This window comes from Belnapia sp. F-4-1 (genome assembly GCF_000802185.1).
GTDB lineage: Bacteria > Pseudomonadota > Alphaproteobacteria > Acetobacterales > Acetobacteraceae > Belnapia.
In genome coordinates, this window is record NZ_KN676113.1 from 2,543,011 (window position 1) to 2,568,471 (window position 25,461).

General features: G+C 71.3%; 25 protein-coding genes. 15 read left to right on the top strand and 10 right to left on the bottom strand.

Annotation, left to right across the window (positions count from 1 at the left end; genetic code table 11):
• The 4 genes from LH62_RS31495 to LH62_RS12020 form a co-directional block, all read left to right on the top strand.
• The coding region (locus LH62_RS31495) for a hypothetical protein (protein WP_201445481.1) at positions 1–253 on the top strand (253 nt) is incomplete at its 5' end.
• Positions 254–281: 28 nt separating this feature from the next.
• A complete protein-coding gene (gene cysD, locus LH62_RS12010; RefSeq protein ID WP_043361529.1) occupies positions 282–1,205 on the top strand; it encodes a sulfate adenylyltransferase subunit CysD in 924 nt (307 codons plus the stop codon).
• A complete protein-coding gene (cysC, locus tag LH62_RS12015; RefSeq protein ID WP_043361532.1) occupies positions 1,205–3,064 on the top strand; it encodes an adenylyl-sulfate kinase in 1,860 nt (619 codons plus the stop codon). The genes cysD and cysC overlap by 1 nt, the downstream gene beginning before the upstream one ends.
• Complete coding sequence (locus LH62_RS12020; protein ID WP_043361534.1) at positions 3,061–3,951, top strand: hypothetical protein; 891 nt, start codon at positions 3,061–3,063, stop codon at positions 3,949–3,951. Before cysC ends, LH62_RS12020 begins: the two co-directional genes overlap by 4 nt.
• On the opposite strand, the gene LH62_RS12025 is transcribed toward LH62_RS12020, so the two are convergent.
• On the bottom strand, positions 3,914–4,408 hold the full coding sequence (locus LH62_RS12025) for a MaoC family dehydratase (protein WP_043361537.1): 495 nt from the start codon (positions 4,406–4,408) through the stop codon (positions 3,914–3,916). The genes LH62_RS12020 and LH62_RS12025 overlap by 38 nt on opposite strands.
• A gap of 99 nt (positions 4,409–4,507) precedes the next feature.
• On the opposite strand from LH62_RS12025, the gene LH62_RS31500 reads away from it, so the two are divergent.
• The 3 genes from LH62_RS31500 to LH62_RS12040 are packed head-to-tail and all read left to right on the top strand — an operon-like array spanning position 4,508 to position 7,318.
• Positions 4,508–5,692, top strand: a complete 1,185-nt coding sequence (locus LH62_RS31500; protein ID WP_043361539.1) for a thiolase C-terminal domain-containing protein — start codon at positions 4,508–4,510, stop codon at positions 5,690–5,692.
• Complete coding sequence (locus LH62_RS12035; RefSeq protein ID WP_201445482.1) at positions 5,689–6,126, top strand: Zn-ribbon domain-containing OB-fold protein; 438 nt, start codon at positions 5,689–5,691, stop codon at positions 6,124–6,126. The genes LH62_RS31500 and LH62_RS12035 overlap by 4 nt, the downstream gene beginning before the upstream one ends.
• Positions 6,127–6,181: 55 nt before the next feature.
• Complete coding sequence (locus LH62_RS12040) at positions 6,182–7,318, top strand: nitronate monooxygenase family protein (RefSeq protein WP_043361542.1); 1,137 nt, start codon at positions 6,182–6,184, stop codon at positions 7,316–7,318.
• Positions 7,319–7,321: 3 nt separating this feature from the next.
• Here the strand turns inward: LH62_RS12040 and LH62_RS12045 are convergent, their stop codons facing one another.
• On the bottom strand, positions 7,322–8,641 hold the full coding sequence (locus LH62_RS12045) for an LLM class flavin-dependent oxidoreductase (RefSeq protein WP_201445483.1): 1,320 nt from the start codon (positions 8,639–8,641) through the stop codon (positions 7,322–7,324).
• A 140-nt stretch (positions 8,642–8,781) separates the two neighbouring features.
• Between LH62_RS12045 and LH62_RS12050 the strand changes: the two genes are divergently transcribed.
• Entirely contained in the window at positions 8,782–10,008 is a 1,227-nt protein-coding gene (locus LH62_RS12050; RefSeq protein WP_043361546.1) for an amidohydrolase family protein, read from the top strand.
• Positions 10,009–10,055: 47 nt separating this feature from the next.
• Here the strand turns inward: LH62_RS12050 and LH62_RS12055 are convergent, their stop codons facing one another.
• Both LH62_RS12055 and LH62_RS12060 read right to left on the bottom strand, forming a co-directional pair.
• Positions 10,056–10,835, bottom strand: coding sequence for an SDR family NAD(P)-dependent oxidoreductase (locus LH62_RS12055; protein ID WP_144404467.1), 780 nt, complete (start codon positions 10,833–10,835; stop codon positions 10,056–10,058).
• A 93-nt stretch (positions 10,836–10,928) separates the two neighbouring features.
• The gene (locus LH62_RS12060) at positions 10,929–11,279 is read right to left on the bottom strand and encodes a helix-turn-helix domain-containing protein (RefSeq protein ID WP_043361549.1); all 351 of its coding nucleotides are present in this window, start codon (positions 11,277–11,279) and stop codon (positions 10,929–10,931) included.
• Between the two features lie 102 nt (positions 11,280–11,381).
• Between LH62_RS12060 and LH62_RS12065 the strand changes: the two genes are divergently transcribed.
• From LH62_RS12065 to LH62_RS12075, 3 genes are all read left to right on the top strand, one after another.
• The gene (locus LH62_RS12065) at positions 11,382–12,395 is read left to right on the top strand and encodes a zinc-binding alcohol dehydrogenase family protein (RefSeq protein WP_043361551.1); all 1,014 of its coding nucleotides are present in this window, start codon (positions 11,382–11,384) and stop codon (positions 12,393–12,395) included.
• A gap of 97 nt (positions 12,396–12,492) precedes the next feature.
• Positions 12,493–14,028: a murein L,D-transpeptidase gene (locus tag LH62_RS12070; protein WP_043361553.1), complete on the top strand. Its 1,536-nt coding sequence runs from the start codon at positions 12,493–12,495 to the stop codon at positions 14,026–14,028.
• Positions 14,028–14,576, top strand: a complete 549-nt coding sequence (locus LH62_RS12075; protein WP_043361555.1) for a DUF882 domain-containing protein — start codon at positions 14,028–14,030, stop codon at positions 14,574–14,576. Before LH62_RS12070 ends, LH62_RS12075 begins: the two co-directional genes overlap by 1 nt.
• A gap of 3 nt (positions 14,577–14,579) precedes the next feature.
• Here LH62_RS12075 and mepA read toward each other — a convergent pair whose 3' ends face one another.
• Positions 14,580–15,416, bottom strand: a complete 837-nt coding sequence (gene mepA, locus LH62_RS12080) for a penicillin-insensitive murein endopeptidase (protein WP_082012527.1) — start codon at positions 15,414–15,416, stop codon at positions 14,580–14,582.
• A 106-nt stretch (positions 15,417–15,522) separates the two neighbouring features.
• Positions 15,523–16,086, bottom strand: coding sequence for a polysaccharide biosynthesis/export family protein (locus tag LH62_RS12085; protein WP_043361557.1), 564 nt, complete (start codon positions 16,084–16,086; stop codon positions 15,523–15,525).
• A gap of 275 nt (positions 16,087–16,361) precedes the next feature.
• Here LH62_RS12085 and LH62_RS12090 point away from each other — a divergent pair, with 275 nt between their 5' ends.
• From LH62_RS12090 to LH62_RS12100, 3 genes are all read left to right on the top strand, one after another.
• Positions 16,362–18,629, top strand: coding sequence for a polysaccharide biosynthesis tyrosine autokinase (locus tag LH62_RS12090; protein ID WP_043361559.1), 2,268 nt, complete (start codon positions 16,362–16,364; stop codon positions 18,627–18,629).
• Positions 18,630–18,636: 7 nt separating this feature from the next.
• On the top strand, positions 18,637–19,632 hold the full coding sequence (gene galE / locus LH62_RS12095; RefSeq protein WP_043361560.1) for a UDP-glucose 4-epimerase GalE: 996 nt from the start codon (positions 18,637–18,639) through the stop codon (positions 19,630–19,632).
• A gap of 286 nt (positions 19,633–19,918) precedes the next feature.
• Positions 19,919–20,437 carry an AHH domain-containing protein gene (locus LH62_RS12100; protein ID WP_043361562.1) on the top strand — a complete coding sequence of 173 codons (519 nt, stop codon included), beginning with the start codon at positions 19,919–19,921 and terminating at the stop codon, positions 20,435–20,437.
• 189 nt (positions 20,438–20,626) lie between these two features.
• Here the strand turns inward: LH62_RS12100 and LH62_RS12105 are convergent, their stop codons facing one another.
• Both LH62_RS12105 and LH62_RS12110 read right to left on the bottom strand, forming a co-directional pair.
• Positions 20,627–21,634, bottom strand: coding sequence for an acyltransferase family protein (locus tag LH62_RS12105; RefSeq protein WP_160299829.1), 1,008 nt, complete (start codon positions 21,632–21,634; stop codon positions 20,627–20,629).
• Between the two features lie 19 nt (positions 21,635–21,653).
• Positions 21,654–23,054, bottom strand: a complete 1,401-nt coding sequence (locus tag LH62_RS12110; protein ID WP_043361566.1) for an O-antigen ligase — start codon at positions 23,052–23,054, stop codon at positions 21,654–21,656.
• A gap of 149 nt (positions 23,055–23,203) precedes the next feature.
• Between LH62_RS12110 and LH62_RS12115 the strand changes: the two genes are divergently transcribed.
• The gene (locus tag LH62_RS12115) at positions 23,204–24,307 is read left to right on the top strand and encodes an acyltransferase (RefSeq protein WP_043361568.1); all 1,104 of its coding nucleotides are present in this window, start codon (positions 23,204–23,206) and stop codon (positions 24,305–24,307) included.
• Here LH62_RS12115 and LH62_RS12120 read toward each other — a convergent pair.
• Positions 24,276–25,190, bottom strand: coding sequence for a glycoside hydrolase family 5 protein (locus LH62_RS12120; protein WP_160299830.1), 915 nt, complete (start codon positions 25,188–25,190; stop codon positions 24,276–24,278). The two genes, LH62_RS12115 and LH62_RS12120, sit on opposite strands and share 32 nt — an antisense overlap.
• Before the next feature lie 4 nt (positions 25,191–25,194).
• Complete coding sequence (locus tag LH62_RS12125) at positions 25,195–25,458, bottom strand: hypothetical protein (RefSeq protein ID WP_043361570.1); 264 nt, start codon at positions 25,456–25,458, stop codon at positions 25,195–25,197.
• Between the last annotated feature and the right edge of the window lie 3 nt (positions 25,459–25,461).

A 25,461-nucleotide genomic window follows, 5' to 3' on the forward strand; every position in this document is an offset into this window, starting at 1 on the left:
GCTCGACCTCTGGTACGACCGGCTGGCGCCCGGCGGCCTGCTGAGCCTGCACGACACCAGCGCCTTCGCGCAGGAATTCGACCGCAGCGGCGAGGGCGGCGTGCTGCGCGCCGCGCGCGAATGGGGCGCCGGACGCAACATGATCCTGCTGAACAATTTCGTCGGCGAAGCCGGGCCCGGCGCCGCCGGCAGCCCGAACCGCCTGACCTACAAGGATGGCTGCGGCTTCGGCCTGGTGCAGAAACCGCTCTGACCCGAGTCTCCCTCGCGGATAACAATCCATGCCGACGCAACTTGCCACGGCCGGCCTCACCGCCCACCTCCGCCGCCTCGAATCCGAGGCGATCGGCATCATCCGCGAGTGCTTCGCCGCCTTCCGCCGCCCGGTGCTGCTCTACTCCATCGGCAAGGACAGCAGCGTCCTCCTGCACCTGGCGCAGAAGGCCTGCGCCCCCGCGCGCCTGCCGATGCCGCTGCTGCATGTCGACACCGGCTGGAAGTTCCGCGAGATGATCGCCTTCCGCGACCATACCGCACGCGAGCACGGCCTCGACCTCATCGTCCACACCAACGCGGAGGGTGTCCGCCGCGGCATCGACCCCATCGCGGGCGGCTCCGCCCTCCACACCCGAGTGATGAAGACCGAGGCGCTGCGCCAGGCGCTCGACGCCCACGGCTTCGACGCCGCCCTCGGCGGCGCCCGCCGCGACGAGGAGCGCAGCCGCGCCAAGGAACGCATCTTCTCCCATCGCGGCCCCGGCCATGCCTGGGACCCGCGCGACCAGCGCCCGGAGCTGTGGAGCCTGTTCAACACCCGCCTCGCCGAAGGCGAGAGCATGCGCGTCTTCCCCCTCTCCAACTGGACCGAGCTGGACGTCTGGGACTACATCGAGGCCGAGCGCATCCCCGTCGTCCCGCTCTACTTCGCGGCCCCCCGCCCCGTGGTCCGCCGCGCCGGCACCTGGATCATGGTGGATGACGCCCGCCTGCCCCTCGCCCCCGGCGAGCAGCCGGAATGGCGCTCCGTCCGCTTCCGCACCCTCGGCTGCTACCCGCTCTCCGGCGCCGTCGAGAGCACCGCGACGACGCTCCCCGCCATCATCGCCGAGATGCGCGCCGCCAGCACCAGCGAGCGCCAGGGCCGCCTGATCGACGGTGACGAGGAGGCCTCGATGGAGCGCAAGAAGCGCGAGGGGTATTTCTGATGGCCTTCGACGCCGCCACGCCCAGCACGCGCGAGACGCTCCGCTTCCTTGCCTGCGGCTCCGTCGATGACGGCAAGTCGAGCCTCATCGGCCGCCTGCTCTGGGAAACCGGCCAGGTGATGGACGACACGCGGGCCGCCCTCGCCCGCGACAGCCGCCGCTTCGGCACCACCGGCACCGCGCCCGACCTCGCCCTGCTGGTCGATGGGCTGGAGGCCGAGCGCGCCCAGGGCATCACCATCGACGTCGCCTACCGAAGCTTCGCCACCGCCCGCCGCAGCTTCCTTGTCGCCGACACGCCGGGCCACGAGCAGTACACCCGCAACATGGCGACCGGCGCCAGCGGCTGCGACGCCGCCGTGCTGCTCGCAGATGCCCGGAAGGGCCTGCTGCTGCAGACCCGCCGCCACGCGACGATCTGCGCCCTGCTCGGCATCCGCGACCTCGTGCTCGCCGTCAACAAGATGGACCTCGTCGGCTTCGACGAAGCCACCTTCCGCCGCATCGCCGCCGAGTTCGCTGGCCTCGCCACCGGCCTCGGCTTCCGCTCCGCGACCGCGGTGCCGATCTCGGCCCGCGACGGCGACAACGTCACCACCGCCTCCGCCGCCATGCCCTGGCATGACGGCCCGCCGCTGCTGACCCTGCTCGAGGACCTGCCCCTCCAACGCCCGGAGCTCGCCGCGCCGCCCCGCCTGCCGGTGCAATGGGTCAACCGCGCCTCGCCCGAGTTCCGCGGCCTCTGCGGCACCGTCGCCGCCGGCACCTGGCGCCGCGGCGATGCCGTCACCGTCGCCGCCACCGGCGCCACCAGCCGCATCGCCCGCATCCTCGGCCCGGATGGCGAGCGCGAGCAAGCCGAGGCCGGCGAGGCCGTCACCCTTCTCCTCGCCGAGGAGATCGACGCCACCCGCGGCGACCTGCTCGCCTCGCCCGACCGGCGGCCGACCGTCTCGGCCCAATTCGCCGCCGACCTCGTCTGGTTCGACGCCGAGCCGCTGCTCCCCGGCCGCGAATACCTGCTGCGCGCCGGCACCGCCTGGACGCCCTGCACCGTCACCCGCATCCGCCACCGCCTCGACATCGCGACCGGCACCACGGAGCCGGCCGACAGCGCGGCGATGAACGAGGTCGTCCTCGCCAACCTCTCCACCTTGCAGCCGCTTGCCTTCGACCCCTACGCCGAATGCCGCCCGACCGGCGGCCTCATCCTGGTCGACCGCGCCAGCAACCGCACGGTCGGCGCCGGCATGATCCGCCACGCCCTCCGCCGCGCCAGCAACATCCACCGCCAGGCCGGGCTGGTGACGCCCGCCGCCCGCGCCGCGTTGCTCGGCCAGTCGCCCCGCGTCCTCTGGTTCACCGGCCTCTCCGGCTCTGGCAAGTCCACCATCGCCCGCCTCGTGGAGCAGCGCCTGCACGCCGAAGGCCGCGCCACCATGCTGCTCGACGGCGACAACCTCCGCCACGGCCTCAACCGCGACCTCGGCTTCACCGAAGCCGACCGGGTGGAGAACATCCGCCGCGCCGGCGAGGCGGCGAAGCTCCTCGCCGAGGCCGGGCTGATCGCCATCTGCGCCTTCATCTCGCCCTTCCGCGCCGACCGGCGGATGGTGCGCGAGATGCTGCCGCCCGGCGGCTTCCTCGAGGTCTTCGTCGATGCGCCGCTCGCGGACTGCATCCAGCGCGACCCCAAGGGCCTCTACGCCAAGGCCCTCGCCGGCGAGATTCCCAATTTCACCGGGATCGGCAGCGCCTACGAGCCGCCGGAGGCGCCCGACCTCGTGCTGCGCAGCACCCCCGGAACCACGGCGGAGGCGCTCGCCGACGTCGTCCTGGCCCGGCTCGCCGCGCCATGACCGTCCTGCTGCATATCGGCTACCACAAGACCGGCTCCACCGCGATCCAGGAGGCGCTGCCCCACATCGCCCCGCACCTCGCCGAGGTCGGCATCGACATCCCCGCCGGGCTAAGCGGCTGGCTCGGCCACCCGGACCTCGCCTGGGGCTTCGAGGGCCGCGACTACCCCTGGCAGGACCGCCCCTATACCCGCGCGGAGGTCGAGGCCCACTACCGCCCGCAACTGGACGCCGCCCAGGCCGCAGGCCGCACCATCCTGCTGAGCAGCGAGGAATTCTGCCGCCTCGACTTCAACCCGGAGCCGCTCGCCGAGTTGGCCGCCTTCCTCCGCCCCTATGCGCCAAGGGTGATCGGCTTGGTGCGCGAGCCGCTGGCCTTCCTGCTTTCGCGCTGGCGCCACGAGGTGCAGATGGGCGGCGAGGCACGTCCCCTCACGCATTTCCTCGGCGATGCCGACAACCTGCTCTCGGCGGATTTCGAGCGCCGTACCCAGGTCTGGCGCCAGGCCTTCGGCCCCAGGGCCTGCGCCTTCCACGACTACGAGGCGGTCTGCGCCCCGCATGGCGGCTCGGTCCTGCCCGGCTTCCTCGCCCTGATCGGCGCCCCGCACCTCGCCCCGCTGCCCGCCGTCCCTTCCAGCCGCGAGCGCAAGCTCCACCCGCTGCTCTGCGACGCCATGCGCGGCGTGACCCTTTCGGCCCTGCCGGAGGAGGAGAAGGCATCCCTCTGCGACCAACTCTTCGACCTCGGCGACCGCCTGCCGCCCCTGCCGCTGGAGGCGCTGCTTGACGCCCGCCCGCTGCCGGAGGCGCTGGCCGCCGTGCTCGCCCATATCCGCTGGGCGATGATCAACCGGGGCCTGCTACCGCGCCCCGCTTGCGGATGACGAAGCGCATCGCCCCCTCCAGCACCAGCTCCCGCCGCTGGTTGTGCACCGTGCTCGCCAATCCGACGACACCGGTCGTCCGCCGCGGCGCCAGCTCCGCCACCGCGAGCGCCGGGTAGAGCGTATCGCCGGCGAAGACCGGCTTCAGGAAGCGGCTCGACTGCTCCAGGAAGCCGACCAACGACTCCTCGACCAGGAAGGGGAAGAGCCCCGCCCCCGGCGCCGTCTGGATCAGCGTCTGCAACCCGTGCGCCAGCATATGCGGCATGCCGCGCGCCCGGCAGTACTCGGCGTCGTAGTGGACCGGATGGTTGTCGCCGCTCGCCGCCTGGAAGGCGAGGAAGATCGCCTCCGTCATCGTCCGGCTCGGCAGGACGAAGCGCTCGCCGATGGCGAAGTCCTCGAACCAGCGCTGCTCCGCCACCATCCGGTGCCGGGCCGGGTCGAACTCGGTCATCTCAGCCTCCCCAATGCGGGCTTGTCCACGCCGTTCCGGCATGCACAAGATAGCCATGCTTACCATAAGCAAGCGAACAATCGAGGGAGGGATGCCGGCATGAGCGAGCGCACATTGCGCGGCAAGGTCGCGATCGCCGGGATCGGCGAGACGACCTACTACAAGCACGGCCAGTCGCCGGACGCCGAGTTCAAGCTGGCGCTGCAGGCCATCGTCAATGCCTGCCGCGACGCCGGCGTCGACCCGCGGGACGTGGACGGCTTCGCCTCCTATGGCGGCGACCGCTCGGACGGCCCGCGCCTCGCCGCCGCCCTCGGCATCCGGGAGCTGCGCTTCTCCAACATGCATTGGGGCGGCGGCGGCGGCGGTGTCGCGGCGGCGGTCGCCAATGCCGGGGCGGCGGTGCATTCCGGCATGGCGAACTGCGTCATCGCCTTCCGCTCGCTGGCTCAGGGCCAGTTCGCCCGCTACGGCCGCGGCAACCAGTCGGCGGCCATCGGCGGCGACGACGCCTTCCTTGCCCCCTACGGGCTGATGTCCCCCGCCCAGCGCTTCGCCATGAAGATCACCCGCTTCATGACCGAGCACGGCATTCGGCACGAGGCGCTGCGGGCCATCGCCATGGCCTCCTACCACCACGCCCAGAGCAACCCGAACGCGGTGATGCGCGGCCGGCCGCTGAGCGAGGAGAAGTACGACGCCTCGCGCTGGATCATCGAGCCCTTCCACCGCTTGTTCGACTGCTGCCAGGAGAATGACGGCGCCGGCGCCGTGCTCGTCGTCCCCGCCGACCGCGCCCGCGGCCTGCGCCACAAGCCGGTCTACCTGCTCGGCGCCGCCCAGGGCGGCCACCACCGCAGCGCCGCCCCGGTGCACAACGCGCCCGACTACGCCTCCGCCCATTTCAAGACAGTGGCGCGCAACATGTGGGAGATGGCCAAGCTCGGCCCAGGGGATTGCGACGTCGTCCAGGCCTACGAGAACTTCACCGGCGGCGTGCTGCTGAGCCTCGTCGAGCACGGCTTCGTCGACCCGAAGACGGCGAACGAGCAGCTGGTGCTCGACAACCTGCTGGTCGGGGGAGGGCGGATGCCGATGAACACCTCGGGCGGCAACCTCGCCGAATGCTACATGCACGGGCTCGAGATGGTGAACGAGGCGGTGCGCCAGTTGCGCGGCACCGCGATCAACCAGGTGAAGGACGCCAAGGTCGTCGCCGTGCTCGGCGGGCCGATGGTGACGCCGGTCAGCAGCCTGGTCGTCGGCACGGAGGACACCCTGTGAGCACCCGCTACCTCCCCGAAGGCCTGCCCGCCCCCGCCCAAGAGCCCATCGCCCAACCCTATTGGGAAGGCACCCGCGCCAACCGCCTCGTCGTGCAGAAGTGCAACGGCTGCGGCAAGCACCAGTGGGGCCCGGAGTGGATCTGCCACCGCTGCCACTCCTTCGACCTCGGCTGGGCGGAGGTGGCGCCGCGCGGCCGCATCTACAGCTGGCAGCGCCCGCACCACCCGGTGCACCCGGCGCTGAACGGCCACGGTCCCTACCTCATCGTCCTGGTCGAGCTGCCGGAGGCCGATGGCATCCGCATGGTCGGCAACCTGCTCGGCGACCCGATGCAGGAGGTGACGATCGGCGCCGAGGTCGAGGCCGTCTTCGAGCCCCATGACGAGGCGACGCCGCCCTACACGCTGGTACAGTGGCGCCTCGTCAAGTAACCGCCACCCCAAGAGCGGCCCAAGCCGCCCGGGGCGAACAGGGAGGACAACCACCATGAACACCCGCCTCTGCCGCATGCTCGGCATCGGCTTCCCGCTGCTTGCCTTCAGCCATTGCCGCGACGTGGTGGCGGCGGTGAGCAAGGCCGGCGGCTTCGGCGTCTTCGGCGCCGCGAGCATGACGCCGGAGGAGCTGGAGACGGCGCTCCGCTGGATCGACGCGCAGGTCGATGGCCGTCCCTATGGCGTCGACCTGCTGATCCCCGAGAACCTCGCCATCCGCACCGAGGGCGAGACCGGCAGCGCGGGGCTGCTGGCGCAGATCCCCCCGCAGCACCGCGCCTTCGTCCAGGATCTGCTGCGCCGCCACGGCATCGACCCGGACGGCCCCGTCGGCGACTGCCACCGCGGCGCCCCGGACCGCCCGGCCCCCTACCAGCACGAAAGCGGCGAGCGGCTGATGGAGGTCGCCTTCCGCCACCCGATCCGGCTGATCGCCAATGCCCTCGGCGTCCCGCCCGCCTCCATGCTGGAGCGCGCCCGCGCCGCCGGCATCCCCTGCGCCGCGCTCGTCGGCGCCCGCGAGCATGCCGAGCGCCAGGTCGAGGCCGGCGTCGATATCCTGGTCGCGCAGGGCGGCGAGGCCGGCGGCCATTGCGGCGAGGTCTCCACCATGGTCCTCGTGCCGGAAGTGCTGCGCGCGGCGCGCGGCACGCCCGTGCTGGCGGCGGGCGGCATCATGACCGGCCGCCAGATGGCCGGCTGCATGGCGATGGGCGCCGCCGGCGTCTGGACCGGCTCCGTTTGGCTGGCGACCGCCGAGGCCGAGACCTCCCCCGTCTTCCGCGAGAAGATGGTCGCCGCCCGCTCGCGCGACACCGTCCGCTCCCGTGGCCGCACCGGCAAGCCGGCCCGCCAGCTCCGCTCCGCCTGGACCGAGGCCTGGGAGGACCCCGGCAGCCCGGGGACGCTGCCGATGCCGCTCCAGGGCCTCGTCAGCGAGCCCGCCATGGCCCGCATCACCCAGGCCGCTGAGGGCGGCAACGCGGCGGCGCGCGCCCTGGTCAGCTACTTCGTCGGCCAGGGCGTCGGGCTGGTGGAGGGCGTGCAATCCTGCCGCAGCGTCGTCGAGGGCTTCATGCAGGAATTCGCCGAGGCGCTGGAGGACATGCAGGCCCTAGCCGAAGGTTAAGCGCTAGGTCCGGCGCCAGGCCGGCCGCTCCAGCCCGACATTCTCCCGGAGCGTCCGCCCGCGCCATTCCCGCTTCACCAGCCCACGCCGCTGCAGCTCCGGCACCACCTTCTCGATGAAATCCGCCATGCCGAGCGGCAACAGGCCGAAGGTCAGCATGAAGCCGTCCGCCGCCCCGCCGGTGAACCACGCCTCCATATGGTCCGCCACCTGCTTCGGCGTCCCGCGGATGGTCTTGTTGCCCCGCTCGTAGCGCATGTAGAGCTGCCGCAGCGTGAGCCCCTCGCGGATCATCCCGAGGATATGCTCGAAATACGCCTTGTGCAGATTGGCCGATTTGGGAATGCGGTCGGCGGGTATCGGCTCGTCCAGCGGCAGCCCCGAGAGGTCCGCCTCCAGATCCATCCCCAGCCGCATCCGCCCCACATCCGGATGGATGAGCGCCTGGAGCGTCTGGTACATGTCCTCCGCTTCCTGCTCGCTGTCGGCGACGATGGCCGGCAGCCCGGCCAGCACCTTCAGCGCCTCCGGCGGCCGCCCGTACCGCGCCATCCGCCCCTTGAGGTCGGCATAGAAGCGCTGCCCCGATTCCAGCGTGCTGTCGGAGGAGAAGACCAGCTCCGCCGTCTCCGCCGCGAATTCCCGCCCGGTATCCGAGGCCCCCGCCTGGATGATCACCGGCTGCCCCTGCGGCACCCGCTCGATGTTGAGCGCCCCGTTCACCCGGAAATGCCGTCCCTCATGCGCCACCGGATGCTGCTTCGCCGGGTCGAAGAACAACCCGCTCTCCCGGTCGCGCAGGAAGGCCCCGTCCTCCCACGTATCCCAAAGCTTCCTGACAACATCGACGAACTCGCGCGCCCGCTCATAGCGGTCCCCATGCGGCGGCAGCTTGTCCAGGCCGAAATTCCGCGCCGCGAAGTCGTTCGCCGAGGTGACGACATTCCAGGCCGCCCGCCCGCCGCTGATATGGTCGAGCGAGGCGAATTGCCTGGCAACGTTGTACGGCTCGAAGAAACTCGTGCTCGCCGTTCCGCCGAGGCCGATATAGGTCGTCGCCCCCGCCAGCGCCGAGAGCAGGGTCAACGGCTCGAACACGTTCATGAACAGCGGGAAGCGCGCATAGGCCTCGAGCTGGCTGGTCCGAGCCGCCGGCGTGTCGGCGATGAAGAAGAGGTCGAACATCCCCCGCTCGGCCAGCTGCGCCATGTCGCGGTAATAGCCGATGTCCATCGATGCCCCGGGATGCGCCGAAGGATGCAGCCAGGAGGCGGGATGCGACCCGGTCGGATGCACCAGCGTCGCCAGCGCCATGGTCGCCATGTCGAACCCCCCTCTCCCGTCCGCCGACCTTAGCCGCCCGCCGCGCGAAATCCAGCCGCCCGGCACACCGAAAAACCCGCTTGAATCTTCCACTCCCCCGGCCTTCTGTCGCCGCCAACCGACGCAGACAGGACGCCCCCATGCCCAGCCTCTTCCTCGCCCAGGCCCGCATCGTCGACGGCACCGCCCCCGAGCCGACCGACCCCCAGGGCGTGGTGATCGAGGGCGGCCGCATCCGCGAGGTCTCCACAACCGCCCGCGCCCCCGCCGGCGCCGAGACCATCGACCTCGCTGGCCGCGTGCTGATGCCCGGCCTGATCGACGCCCATGTCCATGTCGTCGCCGTCGATGCCAGCCTCGCCCGCTGCGCCACCATGCCGGACAGCCTGGTCATGGCCCGCTCCATCCGCCTGATGGGCGAGATGCTGATGCGCGGCTTCACCACGCTCCGCGATGTCGGCGGCGCCGACCACGGCCAGGTCGCCGCCATCGAGGAGGGCACGGTGCTTGCGCCCCGCCTCGTCATCGCCGGCAAGGCGCTGAGCCAGACCGGCGGCCATTGCGACTTCCGCGGCCGCTACGACGCCGCGCCGCCGCATTACGAGCGCCGTCTCGGCTCCCTCGGCCGGCTCTGCGACGGCGTCCCCGCCATCCGCCAGGCCGCCCGCGAGGAGATCAAGGCCGGCGCCCGCTTCATCAAGATCATGGCCAATGGCGGCGTCGCCTCGCCGACCGACCCGATCCACTTCCTCGGCTTCTCCCGCGAGGAGCTGCTGGCCGTCGTCGAGGAAGCGGAGAACGCCGGCACCTACGTCTCCGCCCATCTCTACACGGATGCGGCGATCCGCCGCGCCGTCGAATGCGGCGTCCGCTCGCTCGAGCACTGCAACCTCATCCAGGCCGAAACCGCCCGCTTCGCCGCCTCGCGCGGCGCCATCGCCGTCCCGACCCTCGTCACCTACGACAAGCTCTCGGAGGAAGGGGAGGCGCTCGGCATCGGCACCGAATCCCTCGGCAAGATCGACGATGTCCGCCTCTCCGGCATGGAATCCATCTCCATCATGCACGAGGCCGGCCTGCCCATGGCCTATGGCACGGACCTGCTCGGCCCGATGCACCGCCACCAGTCGGAGGAGTTCGTCATCCGCGGCCGCGTCCTCCCGGCCCAGTCGGTCATCGCCTCCGCCACCCACATCGCCGCGAAGCTGCTTTGCATGGAAGGCGAGATCGGCTGCATCGCCCCCGGCGCCCGCGCCGACCTCATCGCGGTGGATGGCAACCCGCTCCAGGACCTCAGCCTGCTGACCGCCCAGGGCCGCCACATGCCGCTCATCATGAAAGGCGGCGAGGTAGTGAAGCACGCCTGACCCTGAAGGGCCCCCACGGCGCCGGGCAGCGGCGTCGTTGGGGGTTCCTAGACGTGCTGCCCGCCATTGATGTGGATCTCGGCGCCGTTGACGTAGGACGACGCATCCGAGCACAGGAAGTAGATCGCCTTCGCCACCTCGGCCGGCTTGCCCAGGCGCCGCATCGGAATCTGCTCCTCGACGATCTTCTCCGTCCCCGGCGACAGGATCGAGGTGTCGATCTCCCCCGGCGAGATCGCGTTCACCCGGATGCCGAGCGGCCCGAAGTCGTGCGCCATCTCGCGCGTCAGCGACATCAGCGCCGCCTTCGAGGTCGCATAGGCTGCCCCGGCGAAGGGATGCACCTTGCTCCCGGCGATGGAGGTGACGTTCACCACCGCTCCCTTGGTCTTCTGCAACTCCTCCACCAGCCCGCGCGCCAGCATGATCGAGGAAAAGAAATTCACCTGGAACACCCATTTCCAGTCGTCGATCGCCGTATCCATCGTGCCAAGCCGCGCCCCGTCCGCCCCCTTCGGCGAGATGCCGGCATTGTTGACCAGCGCGTCCAGCCGCCCGCCATCGGGGATCAGCCGCTCGCGGATTTCCTCGATCGCCCGCACCGTGTCGCCCGCATCCGAGAGATCGGCCTGGATGTGGTCCTCCGGCCCCATCTCCCACGGGCATTCCTCGGGGAAGGGCTGGCGCGAGACGGTGACGACGCGCCACCCGGCGGCCGAGAAGACCTTGACGGTGGCATGGCCGATGCCGCGCGAGGCGCCGGTCAGCAGCAGCACGCGCCGACTCTGATTGGGCGTGTGGCGGACCACGGGGGTTGGCATCGACATCGGGGGAACTCTCTCTGCGGGTCCGGGGCGCAGGCTACGCCGCCCGGCCCGCTTCGGCCAGCAGCTTGCCGGCAGGGGAGGGGGCTCGCGCCCCTACTCCGCCGCCTGCGGCATCTGCCGCGCCGCCATCCAGGCCTCGCCCCAGCGCATCAGCGCCAGCAGCACCGGCTCCAGGCTGCGCCCCTCGGCGGTGAGGCTGTACTCCACCCGTGGCGGCACCTCGGCATAGACGGTCCGCAGCACCAGCCCCGCTTCCTCCAGCTCCCGCAGCTGCTTCACCAGCATCCGCTGCGTCACTCCGCCCAGCTTCCGCCGCAGCGCGTTGAAGCGCAGCGTGCCGTCGAGCAGGTGGTAGAGGATCACCCCCTTCCACTTGCCGTCGATCAGGTCGAGCGCCGCCTCCACCGGGCATCCGGGGGCGCAGTCATAGCGTTTCAGCTTCATCGGGGATGGTATCCAAGCGGGTACTATGTGCCGAATTATGCCGTATCGCGCCCCGCGGCACCACGCCCCATCCTCCCGCCACCCCATCGAGGAGACCCGGCGATGTTCGCCATCGGCTACCGCACCCCATCCCCCATCACCGCCCCTAACTCCCTGGTCGAGCTCGACCTGCCGAAACCCACCCCCGGCCCGCGCGACCTCTTGGTCGCCGTCGAGGCCATCTCGGTGAACCCGGTCGATGTGAAGCAGCGCGCCGCCGCCGCCCCGCCCCCCGGCGGGGCCCGCATCCTCGGCTTCGACGCCGCCGGCACCGTCGAGGCGGTCGGCGCCGAGGTGACGCTCTTCCGCCCCGGCGACCAGGTCTTTTATGCCGGCGCCATCGACCGCCCCGGCAGCAACGCCACCCACCAGCTCGTCGACGAGCGCATCGTGGGCCCCAAGCCACGCAGCCTCGGCTTTGCCGAAGCGGCCGCCCTGCCGCTCACGGCGATCACCGCCTGGGAGCTGCTCTTCGACCGCCTCGGTATCCCCCGCGATGGCGGCGAAGGCCAGAGCCTCCTCATCGTCAACGGCGCCGGCGGCGTCGGCTCCATCCTGACGCAGATTGCCCGCCGGCTCACCCGCCTGACGGTGATCGCCACCGCCTCCCGCCCGGAGACCACCGAATGGTGCCGCACGATGGGCGCCCACCACGTCATCGACCACCGCCAGCCGCTCGACGAAGGCCTTGCCGCCATCGGCCTTCCCGCCGTCACCCATATCGCCAGCCTGATCGCGACCGACCGCCATTGGCCCGCCATCGAGCGTGCCATCGCCCCCCAGGGCCACGTCGCCATCATCGACGACCCGCAGAGCCTCGACATCGTCCCCTTCAAGCGGAAGAGCGTCTCCCTGCACTGGGAGCTGATGTTCACCCGCTCCCTCTTCGGCACGCCCGACATGGCCGAGCAGCACCGCCTGCTGGCGGAAGTCTCCCGCCTGGTCGATGCCGGCACGCTGCGGACGACGATGACCCATCACGGCGGCCGCATCGACGCCGCCAGCCTCCGCGCCCTGCACACACTGGTCGAGAGCGGGCGGAGCATCGGCAAGGCGGTGCTGGCCGGCTTCGGGTGAGGTCCTCACGTCACGGTTGAGCGACCCTTCGGCTGGACCGACCTCGCGGCGCGCGGAAGCCTTGGCGGGCTGCCGCGCGCATGTGTAACTAGGCGGCGTGCGCGCAATCCTCCTCCTGGCCTGCCTTGGCGGCCTGACCCTCGCGGCCCCGATCTTCTCCACCCCGGGCCTCGCCACCCGTCCGGCCGGGCCCATGGTCGTCGCCCAGGCTGCGCCCAGCCCAGCCCTGCTCCGCCTGGCCGACCGCCTCCGCCGGCTGGAGGAGGACGGGCTCGACCCCCGCGCCTATGCCATCCCCGCCGATGCCGAGGCCGAGCGCGACCCCGCCGCCTGGCAAGCCAGCCTGCTCCGCGCCTCCATCGCCGTCCTGACGGACCTGCTGCACGGCCGCGTCCATGACCTGCCCAACCGCCCCGACCTCCGGCGCGACACGGCCGCCCTGCCGCTCAGCCCCTGGCTGACGCAACTCCAGGCCTCGCCCGACCCCGCCACGCTGATCGACCGCGCCGCCCTCCTCGCACCGGAGGCCGCCGCGCTGAGGCGCGCGCTCGCCGCCGCCCGCGCCCGCGTCGCTGCCGGCGGCTTCCCCCCGGTGCCGCCCACCCCCGGCACGGACGCGCTGGAGCCCGGCGCGACCGACCCGCTCCGCGTCCCCGCGCTCCGCGCCCGCCTGGCGATGACCGACCCGCTGCTCGCCGCCAATCCCGGCGCCGGCGACACCTATGACGAGCCGCTGGTCGCCGCCGTCCGCCGCTTCCAGGCCGGCGAGGGGCTGGAGGCCGATGGCCGCATCGGCCGCCTCAGCTTCGCCGCCCTCAACCGCCCGGCCGAAGCGACGGTCCGCCAGCTCCGCGTCGCCCTCGACATGCGCCGCGCCGCCGCGCCGCCCCCAGCCGAGCGCCATATCGAGGTCAACATCCCCTTCCAGTGGTTCACCCTGTCGGAAGGCAACCGGACCCTCCTTGAGATGGCGGTCATCGTCGGCAAGCCCGCCCGCGCCACGCCGATGCTCCAGGTCCGGCTCAATGCCGTGCAGTTCAATCCGCAATGGGGCGTGCCCGAGCGCAACGCCCGCGAGGACCTGCTGCCCCGCTTCCGCCGCGACCCGCGCGCGATGATGGAGAAGGGCTTCCGCGTCTACAGCTATGTCGACGGCCAGCGGGTGGAGGTCGACCCGACCACCATCAATTGGACAACGATCAATCCGCAACGTTTTCCTTATGTCATCCGGCAGGACGCCGGCGATATCAACGCCCTCGGCCGCATCAAATTCATCATGCCGAATACCGAGGACATCTACATGCACGACACGCCCGATCGGCACCTGTTCCGCCGCCCCGACCGGGCCTTCTCCTCAGGCTGCATCCGCCTGGAGAAGCCGATGGAGCTGCTGGACGCGGTGCTGCAAGGCGCCCCCGGCTGGGATCGTGCCCGCGCCGACCGCGTGCTCGCCAGCCGCGTCACCACCGGCCTCGCCCTGCCACGCAGCATCCCCGTCCGTCTGCACTACACCACGGCGCGGGTGGAGGGCGGCCAGGTCCGTCTCCGCCCCGACATCTACGGGCTGGACGAAGCCTATGCCCGCGCACTCGATGCCGGGCGCAGCCGGGTCGCCAACGCCGGCATCCGCTGATGGACTGCTCCTGCTGCACCCGCCGCGGCCTCTTCCGCGGCGCCCTCGGCCTCGGCCTCGCCTGCACCGGGATCGCCGTTTCCCCGGCCCAGGTCCTCGGCGGCGCGCCCCGCAGCCTCGCCATCCAGCGCGTGCAGACCGGCGAGAGCTTCGAGGGCGCCTACTGGCGCGACGGCCGCTACGACCGCGAGGCCCTGCAACAGCTCGACTGGCTCCTCCGCGACCCCTCCATGGAGGAGGCGACGCCGATGGACCCGCGCCTCTTCGACGTCCTCGCCGCCGTCGCCCGGCAGATGGAGGCGACCGAGGGCTACCAGGTCATCAGCGGCTACCGCGCGCCGGAGACCAATGCCGCCCGCGCCCGCGAATCCCGCCGCGTTTCCCGCGCCAGCCTGCACATGTCGGGGATGGCCGCCGATGTCCGCCTGGTCGGCCGAGAAAGCCTCGGCATGGCGAGGCTCGCCGCCGAGATGCAGCTCGGCGGCGTCGGCCTCTACCGCCGCGACGGCTTCGTTCATCTCGACTGCGGTCCCATCCGCCGCTGGTAAGGCTCAGGGGGTGCCAAGCACCCCCGCGCAGGCGGCCGGCATCTGCGGCGCCGGCCCCGGCGGCCGCGGCGCAGGCCGCCTGGCCTCCGGCGTCAGCCACCAGGCGAGCGACGCGTCGCAGCCATCGCCCGCCGGCGGCGCCGCCTGCTCGCGGCACTCCGCCTGCCCGGCAGGGCAGCGCAGCCGCACATGCATATGGCTGTCATGCCCCCGCCAGGGCCGCACGCGATGCAGCCAGGCCGCCCCCGCGTCGCTCCGGCACAGCTCCCGCTTGATCGCATGGTTGACCAGCACCCGGTCCACTCCCGGCTGCTCCGCCGCCAGCCGGATCAGCGCCGCATGCCGCGGCCGCCAGACGCGGAGGTCGACCCCGCTCTCATCCGGCAGAACCAGCGAGGGTACACTGATATCCTCCCGCGCCGCCGCCGGCACCGCGGGCTTCGGCGAGAGCTCCAGCCAGACATCGACATCGAGTCCCGTCTGATGGCTTGCATGCCCATAGGGCAGGGGCCCGCCCCGCGGCTGCCCCATATCGCCGATCCAGAGCGCCGGAAAACCTTGACCCTGGGCCTCCGCCGCCAAACGCTCGACGAAGCGGACCAGGGCTGGATGTCCCCAATGCCGGTTGCGCGAAACCCGCACGGCCTGCCATCCCGGCCCCTCCACCGGCAGCGCCATCGCCCCGGCGATGCAGCCGAGGCCCGTGCCGCCGATGATCCGCGCCGGCCCCGGCGCCGGCACCTTCGCCGCCGCCCAGGGCGCCGGCTGATCGATCCTCTCCGCTGCCGCCGGCGTAAGCGCCGCCAGCAGCATCACCAACCCCCAACGCCAGCTCCGCATCGTCCCGACCCCGCACCCCGCGGCAGCATACCGCAAGGATGCGTCCCGCAGCCCCGCCGCGGGACGCTTGCCGGAGCCTAGGACCCCGCGTGCCTCGTGCGGAAGATCAGAAGCGCCGCTCGAAGACGGTCACGGTGTCGCCCGGCTGCACCAGGCTGTCCCGCCTTGCGCGGTACTCCATCGCCTTGCCGTCCGGCCCGATGCGGGTGACGGAGACGTAGTCCTGGATGGCGCGGTAGTTGAACCCGCCCGCCACGGCGACCGCCGTCAGCACCGTCATCCCCGGCTGGTACGGGAACTGCCCGCCCTTCTCGACCATCCCGAGCACGAAGACCGGGCGGTAGGTGATCACCTGCACCGCCGCCGAAGGGTCGCGGAACAGGTTCTTGTCCCGCATCTCCTTCTCGACCGCGCGCTCGATCTCGGCGGTGGTCAGGCCTGCGGCGCGCACCGTGCCGATCAGCGGCAGCGCGATCGTCCCCGTGTCGCCGACGCGGAAATCGCCGGTGAGGCGCGGGTCGTTGAAAACGGTGACGCGCAGCTGGTCTTCCGGCCCGATGCGGTAGGCCGAGAGGGGCGTGTCCGGCAACAGCGGCAGATTCGCGCCCGGCGAGGCGCAGGCCGCCACGGCGCCAAGCAGCATCAGGGAGAACACGCGGCGAGAATGCATCGTCTGGCTTTCCTTTCGTGACCCGGGTTTGTCATCGACCCGGGCAGGGACGCATGCGAACATGGCCGTCATGCGGCAACACCCGCATCAGGCGACTTGTCTCTGCCAGACATCGCGCGATTGGCACATTCGCGTTTCCTTGCGTTAATGGTTCATCACGCTGATGTTTGCGCCAGGCGGCCTTGTTCGCTCGCCCGTTGATTGACCCCCCTCTCCGCCAACGCGTATTGCCCAAGCCTCCGCAGCCATTGCCGCGAAGGGAAGACACACCCCCTATGCTCGACAGACCGGTAGAATCGCGGCCTCCCTCGAATGAGCGGAAGCCGCAGCTCCGTACGCCGGCGCCCGTCGCCACGCCGATCGAGCCGGAAGGCCTTACGGTCACGGCGTTGCTCGCGGCGCTCCGGCGCCGGCGCTTCGTGCTCTTCCTCTGCGCCCTGCTGTTTCCGATCGCCGCCTTCATCGCCGCGAAGGAGCTGACGCCGCGGTATACCGCGACGTCCACGGTGATGTTCGAGCCGACCGACTACCAGGCGACCGAACTGCAGAGCATCCTGCGCGACGAGACGACGACGGATGCAGTGCTCGCCAGCCAGGTTGACGTCATCCGCAGCCTCTCCGTCGCCCGCCGCATCGTGCGGCAGTTCGACCTCACGAACCGCGAGGAGTTCGCCTGGTGGGTGAGCGAGGCGAAGCGCCCGGAAGAGCTGCTTTACCGCATCCAGGACGGCATCGCGCGCCGCATCGCCACGCTCTCGCCCGACCTCGCCGACCTGATCGCCCCCGAGGCGCCGGTGCCGAGGCCGAGCGCTGAGCGCGCCGAGATCTCCGCAGCCGAGCGGCTGCGCGACAAGATCCTCGTCACGGTCGTCCGCAACTCGCGTGTGCTGACCATCGCCGCCACAACCGAGGAGGCGCAGCTCTCGACCGACATCGCCAACATGGCGGCGGACCTCTACATCTCCGACCAGCTCGAGTCGAAGTTCAACGCGGTGCGCCGCGCGAATGACTGGCTCGACGGCCGCGTCGCCCAGCTTCGCCGCGAGCTCCAGACCACCGAGAGCCGCATCGCCGACCTGCGCAGCCGCTCCGGCCTGACGCGCGGCGTGAGCGCCGGCCTCGGCACCGAGCAGGTCAGCAAGATCAACGCCGACCTGATCGACGCCCGCAACCAGCTCGCCACCGCCGAGGCCCGCCTTTCGGCCGCCCGGCGCGGCGGCGGCGCCGACCTCACCGCGCTCGGCGCCTCCAACCTCACCGGCTCCCGCGCCGCGCGGGACGATGCGCGGCGCGAGGTGGAGCGCCTGCAGGCGACGCTTGGCTCCAACCATCCGGACGTGCGCGCTGCCCGCTCCCGCCTTGCGGAAGCCGAGCGGAACGTCTCCGGCGAGACCGGCCGCGTGGTCCAGGCGCTGGATGCGGAGGCCCGTGCCGCCCGTGCCCGCGTTTCCAGCCTCGAGGATGCGCTGAAGACGCAGGAAGGCCTGCTGAACCAGAGCTCCGGCGCCGAGATCCAGGTCGCCGCGCTGGAGCGCGACGCCGACGCCGCCCGCAGCCTGCTGCGCGCCGTGCTCGAGCGCTCGCAGCAGACCGTCTCGCAGACCGCGATCGAGAAGCCGGACGCCCGCGTCCTCTCGCCCGCCACCGTCCCCGGCCGGCCGAGCTTCCCGAAGATCCCGCTCTTCGTCGCGGCCGCCACGATCCTCGGCATCCTCTTCGGCCTGCTGGTGATCTGGTTCCTCGAACAGGCCGACAGCACCATCCGCTCCGGCGACGAGGTCCGCTCGGCCCTCGGCCTGCCCTGCCTGGCGCTGGTGCCGATGCTGAAGCGCGGCCTGCTCGGCCGCCACAAGGTGGAGGACTACGTCGTCCGCAAGCCGCTCAGCCCCTTCTCGGAGAGCATGCGCACGCTGCGCGCCGCCCTCTGGCTGGGCTCGGAGCCGCCGCGGGTCGTGGTCATCACCGCCGCCCGGCCGGGCGAGGGCAAGACCACCACCTCGGTGGCGCTGGCCCGCTCGGCGGCGATGAACGGCGAGCGCGTGCTGCTGATCGACTGCGACGTGCGCCAGCCGGCGCTCGGCCGGGTCTTCCGCTGCGAGGGCGCGCCGGGCGTGACCGACCTGCTGCTCGGCCAGGCCCTGCTGGAGCGGATCATCCGCCGCGACCACCTCTCCAGCCTCGACTACATCCCGGCCGGCGCGGCCGAGATCCATTCCCTCGGCCTCTTCATGTCCGAGGCGATGGCCGGCCTGCTCGACCGGGTGCGGCGCGACTACGACCTCATCATCCTGGACGCGCCCCCGGCGCTCGCCATGGCCGATGCCCGCGTCGTGGCCCGCCTCGCCGATGCCACATTGCTCTGCGTAAAGTGGCGCGACACGCCGCGCTCGGTCGTGCGCAACTCCCTCGGCCTGCTCGAGGAAGCGCATGCCAGGGTCATCGGCGCCGCGCTGACGCAGGTGGATGCCAAGGTGCATGGCCGCTCCGGCTATGCGGATGCCGAGGTCTACCACCCGCGCTATGGCGGTTACTTCCGGGAGTAAGCCCTCGATGGGTGGTCGGTATCTGGTGACGGGCGGCGCCGGCTATGTCGGCAGCCATGTGGTCAAGGCGCTGGTGGACCGTGGGGATGAGGTCGTCGTCATCGACGACCTCCGCCAGGGCCACCGCGCCGCGGTGCCGCCCTCGGTCAAGCTTGTCTCCATCGACCTCGCCGACCGCCGCCAAGTGGCGGATGTCTTCGCTGGCTGGACATTCGACGCCGTCCTCCACTTCGCCGCCCTTTCCCTGGTCGGCGAGTCGATGCGGGACCCGCTGCGCTACTGCATCGACAACCTGTCCAACAGCCTGATCGTGGCGGATGCGGCGGTGAAGGCCGGCTGCCTCCGCTTCGTGCTTTCCTCCACCGCCGCCCTCTTCGGTTTCCCCAAGCGGATCCCGATCGACGAGGAGGCCGAGGTCGCCCCCGTCTCCGCCTATGGCGAAAGCAAGCTGATGGTCGAGCGCGGCCTCGACTGGGCCGACAAGGTCCATGGCCTGCGCTCCGCCTCGCTGCGCTACTTCAACGCCGCCGGCGCCGACCCCTCGGGCACCATCGGCGAGGACCACGACCCCGAATCCCACCTGATCCCGCTGGCCATCGGCGCCGCCATGGGCACCCGCCCGCCGCTGACGGTCTTCGGCACCGACTACCCGACGCCGGACGGCACCTGCATCCGCGACTACGTCCATGTGACGGACCTGGCCGATGCCCATCTCCGCGCCCTGACGCGGCTTGATCGCGGCAGCTGCCGCTTCAACATCGGCAACGGCACAGGCTACTCGGTGAAGCAGGTGATGGACTCGGTCGAGCGCATCAGCGGCCGCCCCGTCCCCCATAGTCTCGGCCCCCGCCGCCCCGGCGACCCGGCGGTGCTCGTCGCCTCCTCCGCCCGGCTACGCGAGGAGACGGGCTGGAGCCCCCGCTTCGGCGCCCTCGACGACATCGTCCGTACGGCCTGGGCCTGGCACTCGGCCCACCCCAAGGGCTTCGGCGACCGCGGCTGACCTTTCCGCTGGACTTCGGTGGGCCGGGCGGTATAGGATTATCCGCCCATTCTTGAGCCATGCCCAATCCACCGGACGGGCGGGCAACACCGGCATGCCCGCCCATCCGGCCGGTACCGGATGTGTCTGGACAATCACCCGCCAGATTGAACTAGATACGACCGCTGTGGCGAGCGACGTCCGAAGGCCTCCGGCCCGTTCCATGGCCGGTTGCACACGGGTGCAGGTTGTCGGGCGTCTCTCCGATGCGGCTGCCCCGGCAGCTCGAAGCAGAGGCGGACAGGACATGGCTCAAGCGCCGAAAAGCCCTGATTACATACGCAGGCAGGACATACTCGAGATCTTCGCCGAGGCGCAGGCCGGCCGAAATGCCGGCGCAAGGCCGGACGACGATACCGAAGGCCTGACGATACGCGACGACATCAATGTCCGGATTTCGGCACCCAGGGGCAGCGCGATACTCGGCGCGGCACTGCGCGCCGCCGGGGTCTATCCGCCCGGTCATGGCTATCACGCCCATCACATCGTGCCCCAGCGCATCCAGGGGGCCACCACCGCCAGAGGGATCCTGGAGAGAGCCGATATCGGAATCGACAGTGCCGAGAACGGAGTCTGGCTTCCGGGCACTTCATCGGCCGTGAATCTCGACGGCTCCCATATCCACCAGGGAATTCACTCGGCGGAGTATCTCAACCAGCTGACGCGCATCCTCGCGGTGGCCGAGAAAACGCAGGGTTCTGAAGGTGTCAGGAGCGCGATGGCCCGGCTGCGCCTCACGATCCACGAGGCGGAAGCCCAATCCTGAGCACCGGCATGCCGCTGGCCGAGGCAACGCCACGGCTCGGCGGGATCAACCCCTAAATTCCTCAATTCCGGCCTGGAAAGCAGGCCTTTTCAAGGCCTTGGCGTTGCCGGGATTTGAGGGATTGAAGGCTTCGAGCCGCGGCTTTCCCCGGGCGCAAACCCAGCCGGCAGCGGTGCCCTTGGGGAAAGATCAGTCCGTCAGCCGGTCCACCGCCGGCACCCGCCGCAGCACCAGCACCTTCAGCAGCACCGGCAGGGCGACGCCGGCCGTCATGGCGGCGACGGCATGCAGCGGGAACCACGCCTCGGTCCAGCCGAAGCCAAGCTTCATCAGCACCGCCTTGGTGCCGCCGATCGCCAGCGTGTTGAACAGGTAGATCGCCATGGAGAAGCCGCCGAGCACCAGCGGCCACTGCCAGCGCGAGATCGGCGCCAGCCGCACTGCCCCGTGCAGCGCCGGGATGCAGAGCAACCCGCAGAGCACCATCGACCACCGCTCATCCACCCAGCCGAGCGCCGCCAGCGCCAGCCCGCCGGCGAAGGCCAACCACCACAACGCCTGCCACCGGTCGAAGGCCGGCAGCAGCGCCGCTTCCCGCTCCGCCACCCAGAGCCCGGCCGCGAAGAACAGGAAATGCGAGGCGAAGCGGTCGAGATAGGCGACGGCCGGCACATCGACGAACTGCAGCGCCACACCCAGCAGCACGAGCCCCGTCGCCCCGACCCCAAGCCGCCGCAACCCCATCGCCACCAGCGTGCAGAGGAAGAGCACCAGCAGGTACCAGACCGAGGTCGCCGGGCTGCGCGCCGTCGTCCAGAACAGGTCGCGCAGGCCCCCCGCCAGCCCTTCCGGCGGGTTGTCCACCGGCACCAGCTGCACGGCGACGAGCTTCGCCACCAGGATCGCCAGGCCGATGGCGAAGAAGGGCACCAGCAGCCGGACGGCCCGCTGCTGCGCCACCCGCCCTGGCGGCTTTCCCAGCAGGCCGGAGAGCACCACCACCGTCCCGCTCAGATAAAGGAAGAACGGCATGTGGAAGCGGTAGAGCAGGTAGCGCACCGGCTCGTACCACTCGACGCCCGGCGGCACGTCCCGCGCCACGATATGCCCGAAGACGACGAGCAGGATGGCGATGCCTCGTGCCCTGTCGAGATCAAGCCGCCGCTCCCGCCGCACCGTCGCCGGTGCTGCAGCCACCCCCTGGTCCGGCACCGCCTCAGCCCGTCCGCGCCGGCCGCCAGGCATAGGCCCCGGCCGAGGAGGAGCCGGAGGAAGAGTGGCGCCGCCCATGCCGGGCCGCCTGCGCCTCCACCCGCCCGCGGGCCAGGATCGCGCCGATGACGCAGAACAGCATGACCGAGGTGCTGGCAATCAGCGTGTTGTCGAAGCCGCTGTGCAGCAGGAAGCCGAGCAGCGCCGCCCGCAGCACCAGCCGCTCGCGCGCGCCGAGGCTGCGCGACCCCCACCACATCCAGGCGGCGATCGAGAGGAAGATCGCCGCGCAGCCGATGATCCCGCCATCGATCGAGAGCCGCAGGTACTCGTTATGCGCCGCCGTGGTGCCGAGCAGCTTCATCAGCGGGTCGTCCGGATCGACCAGCAGCTTGCCCGCCCCGAGCCCATAGCCGAAGAGCGGCCGCTCCACGATGGCGTCGAGGTAGTAGGGCCACATCAGGTCGCGGCCCGAGGTGTCGGTGCCCTGGCTGATGAAGCGCTGCATGGCGAAGGCGATCACCGGGCTCAGCAGCAGCAGCCCCGGCACGCCGCCGCCCATCACCAGGTCCACCTTCCGCCGCAGCGGGAAGATGTGGCGGTTCGAGAAGAAGAAGACGATGCCGAGGAAGATCACCACCGTCGCCAGCGGCATCCGCGCCTGGGTGGCCAGCAGCACCGCGAGGTCGAGCCCGGCGATGATCAGCCAGATCGGCCGGAAGCCCCGCATGTATTCGAGGGTGGCGGCGAAGATCGCCGCTTCGCAGAAGCCCGCGAGGAAGGGCGCGCTGTGCATCCCCTGGAAGCGGCCCAGCTGGTCGATCGCCGGGTAGAGCCCCGCCAGATGGGTGAAGAGGCTGCCGAAGGCGCTGATCAGCGGCACGACGGTCGCCCCGCGGATGATCCAGGTCCAGATCCTCTTCGGCGCCAGGCAGAAGCCGAGCACGAAGGGCGCGGTGGAGCCGATGAAGCTGCGGATCATGTCGCCCGTCGACCCGATCCGCCCCATCGGCAGCACGACGATGCTGATCGCGGCGATGGCCGTATAGGCGAGGAAGGGCCAGTTGATCGCGCTGCTCGGCCCGTAGCGCAGCAGCAGCACGGCGGCGAGGGCGAAGGGCACCACCTTCACCACCGCCGAGCCGAGCGCAGCCGCGGCATTGCCGCCCACGCCCGCCAGCATGCCGGCATCGAGCTGGATGTCGATGCCGAGCCCGTAGATCGCCACCAGCCCCGCCACGATCGCCAGCGGGAACTGGTAGACCGCGAGCCCGAGCAGCAACGCCACCATCGCCGGCAGCAGCAGCAGCAAGGGCCCCGGCGCCAGCAGCGCGAAGAGCAGCATCAGCGTCGCCCCGAAGAGCGCGATGAGGACCTGGGCGAGGGGAGAGGTAAGGCTCGGCATGCGAACGGTTCTGTCACGCAGCCCCGGCGCGCACCAATCAGCCTTCCGTCAACCCGGTGCGCCACCCGAAAGCGTGACCGCCTCGGGGGATGCGCCGGGGCCACCGGTTGTGGCAGCGATGCGCCCTTCGAACCACGAGGCGAGGACCGATGCAGGGCCCCATCCACCAGGCCGCACCCCGCGACGCCGCGCTGACGCGGCTGCGCTTCTTCCTGATCGGCTGGGTGATCCTCTACCACCTCGACCTGCCGCTGCGCGTCAGCCTTGGCCTGCCGGCGCTGGCGCCGCTGCTGCAGCATGGCTATCTCGGCGTGGACGGCTTCTTCCTGCTCTCCGGCTTCGCCCTTTGGCTCGGCTATGGCGCCCGGCCGCCCTGGGGCCGGGCCGGAATCGCGGATTTCCTCCGCCGCCGCTTCGCCAAGATCTGGCCGCTGCACGCGCTGGCGCTGTTGGCGCTGGCGCTGCTGGTCGGCCTGGCCATGGCCGCCGGCCTCACCATCCGCGAGCCGGAGCGCTTCGGCCTGCGCGAATTCGTGCTGCAGCTCTTCCTGCTGAATGCATGGGAGACGACGGCCCGCCATGCCTGGAACTACCCTTCCTGGGCGCTCTCGGTGGAATGGGCCGGCTACCTTGCCTTCCCCTTCGTCCTCGCCGCACTCATCCGCCTGCCGCGCGCGGCGCTGCCCGCCGTGCCGCTGCTCGGCTTCGCCGGCATCGCCGCCCTCGGCGCGGAAGACCCGAGCCTCGGGCTGAACTACACGCTGCATCTCGGCCTGCTGCGCTTTGCCCTGGAATTCGCCACCGGCCTCGCCATCGGCCGGTTGACGACCGAGGGACTGCTGCCGCGCGCCGCCCTCTGGCCCGTGCTGCTGGCGCTGCCGCTCGGCCTCTGGCTGGAATGGGACGCGTTGACCGTGCTCGGCCTCGCCGCGCTGATCCCGCTGCTGCGCCGCCCGGTGCCCGCGGCCGCGCCCGCCCGGCCCGACCTGCTGCTCCGCCTCGGCGAGGCCTCCTTCGGCGTCTATCTCTGCTGGGTCTTCATCGAGGCCGGGCTCGTCCTGGTGCTGCGCCGGGTGGATCCCGGCCTCGCTGGCCGGGCCGGGCTGATGATCGCCGGCTTCCTGGCGAGCCTCGTCGCCGGCTGGCTCGCCTGGCGCTTCGTGGAGGTGCCGGCCAATCGCTGGCTCCTCCGCCGCCGCGCCGCGGGGCGGGCCGCGGCGGTCAGCGCGCCGACAGCATCCCGGGTGGGATGAGGTCCGGCTTCGGCATCGGCTCGTCGCCGTTCTGCAGCCGCCAGTACCGGCCATGGCTGTAGGACCATAGCGTCACTGGCAGGCGGAGCCGCTTCAACTCCGGCAGCACCTGCGCCAGGTCGGCGGCCCAGGCGGAGCGGTTGGTCTCATGGCCGACGGCGCCGCCCAGCTCGCTGACGATGACGGGGATGCGGTTGCGGTCCCGCCAGGCGGCGACCGCCTGGAATCGGCCGGGCGACTGCGTGCCCTGGTAGTCATGGGCCTCGGCGATGGTGTTTGGGTCGGCGGGCGGGGAGCATTCGACCAACGAGGGGGCGCTGTGCCAGTCCCGCCCGCCCCACATCAGCGTATGGCGCGGCGCCGCGCGGCGCAGGTCGGCGAGCAGCCGGTCGCGCACCGGCAGCCAGCTCGCCGTGTCTTCGAAGATCGGCTCGTTCAACGGTGCCAGCGCGACCATGGAGGGGTCGGTCCTTTCGGCGAAGAACTGCGCCCGTGCCCGCATCCCCTCCCAGTCGCGGTCGGCCCAGGGCTTCTTCTGGTAGAAGAAATCCGCCACGCCGAGGAAGACCGGCAGCCCTGCCTCCACGGCGTCCTTCACCGCGTTCAGGTAGAGGGCGGGGATGTCCATGCTGGAGCCGGTCTGCGCGACCTCCGGCAGGAAGATGCGCACATGGTCGAAGCCGGCCGCACGGAAGCCGCGCCACCAGCCGACGCCGAGCCGGCGCGGCTGGTTGTCCTTGGTGATGGTGTACCAGCGCTCGAGATTGGCGCCGAGCTTGAGCGTGGCGAGCCGCCGCCGCATCGGCGGCTGCTCCTGGGCGGTTGCCGGCGCCGCGAAGGCGCCGGCCAGCGGCAGGGCCAGGAGGCCCCGGCGGGTCGTCACGACGTCAACCGAAGCGGAAGGCGGCCGGGGCGGCATTCTCGGGTGCGCTGGCCGCCTGCTGCTCCTTCATTCTCGTTTCCACCTGCTTCAGCAGCCCGGAGAGGCTGGTGACGAGCGAGGGGAGCTGCACCAGCGGCACCACCAGCTGGCCGCAGGGCGTCGGCTTCCCTTCGGCCCCGGTCTGCGCCAGCGTCAGCCGGGCGACGCCGTAGGTCACGCTGGCGTCGAGGATGCCGTCGGCGAAGATGGTCACGCGGGTGTCGCTCATGGG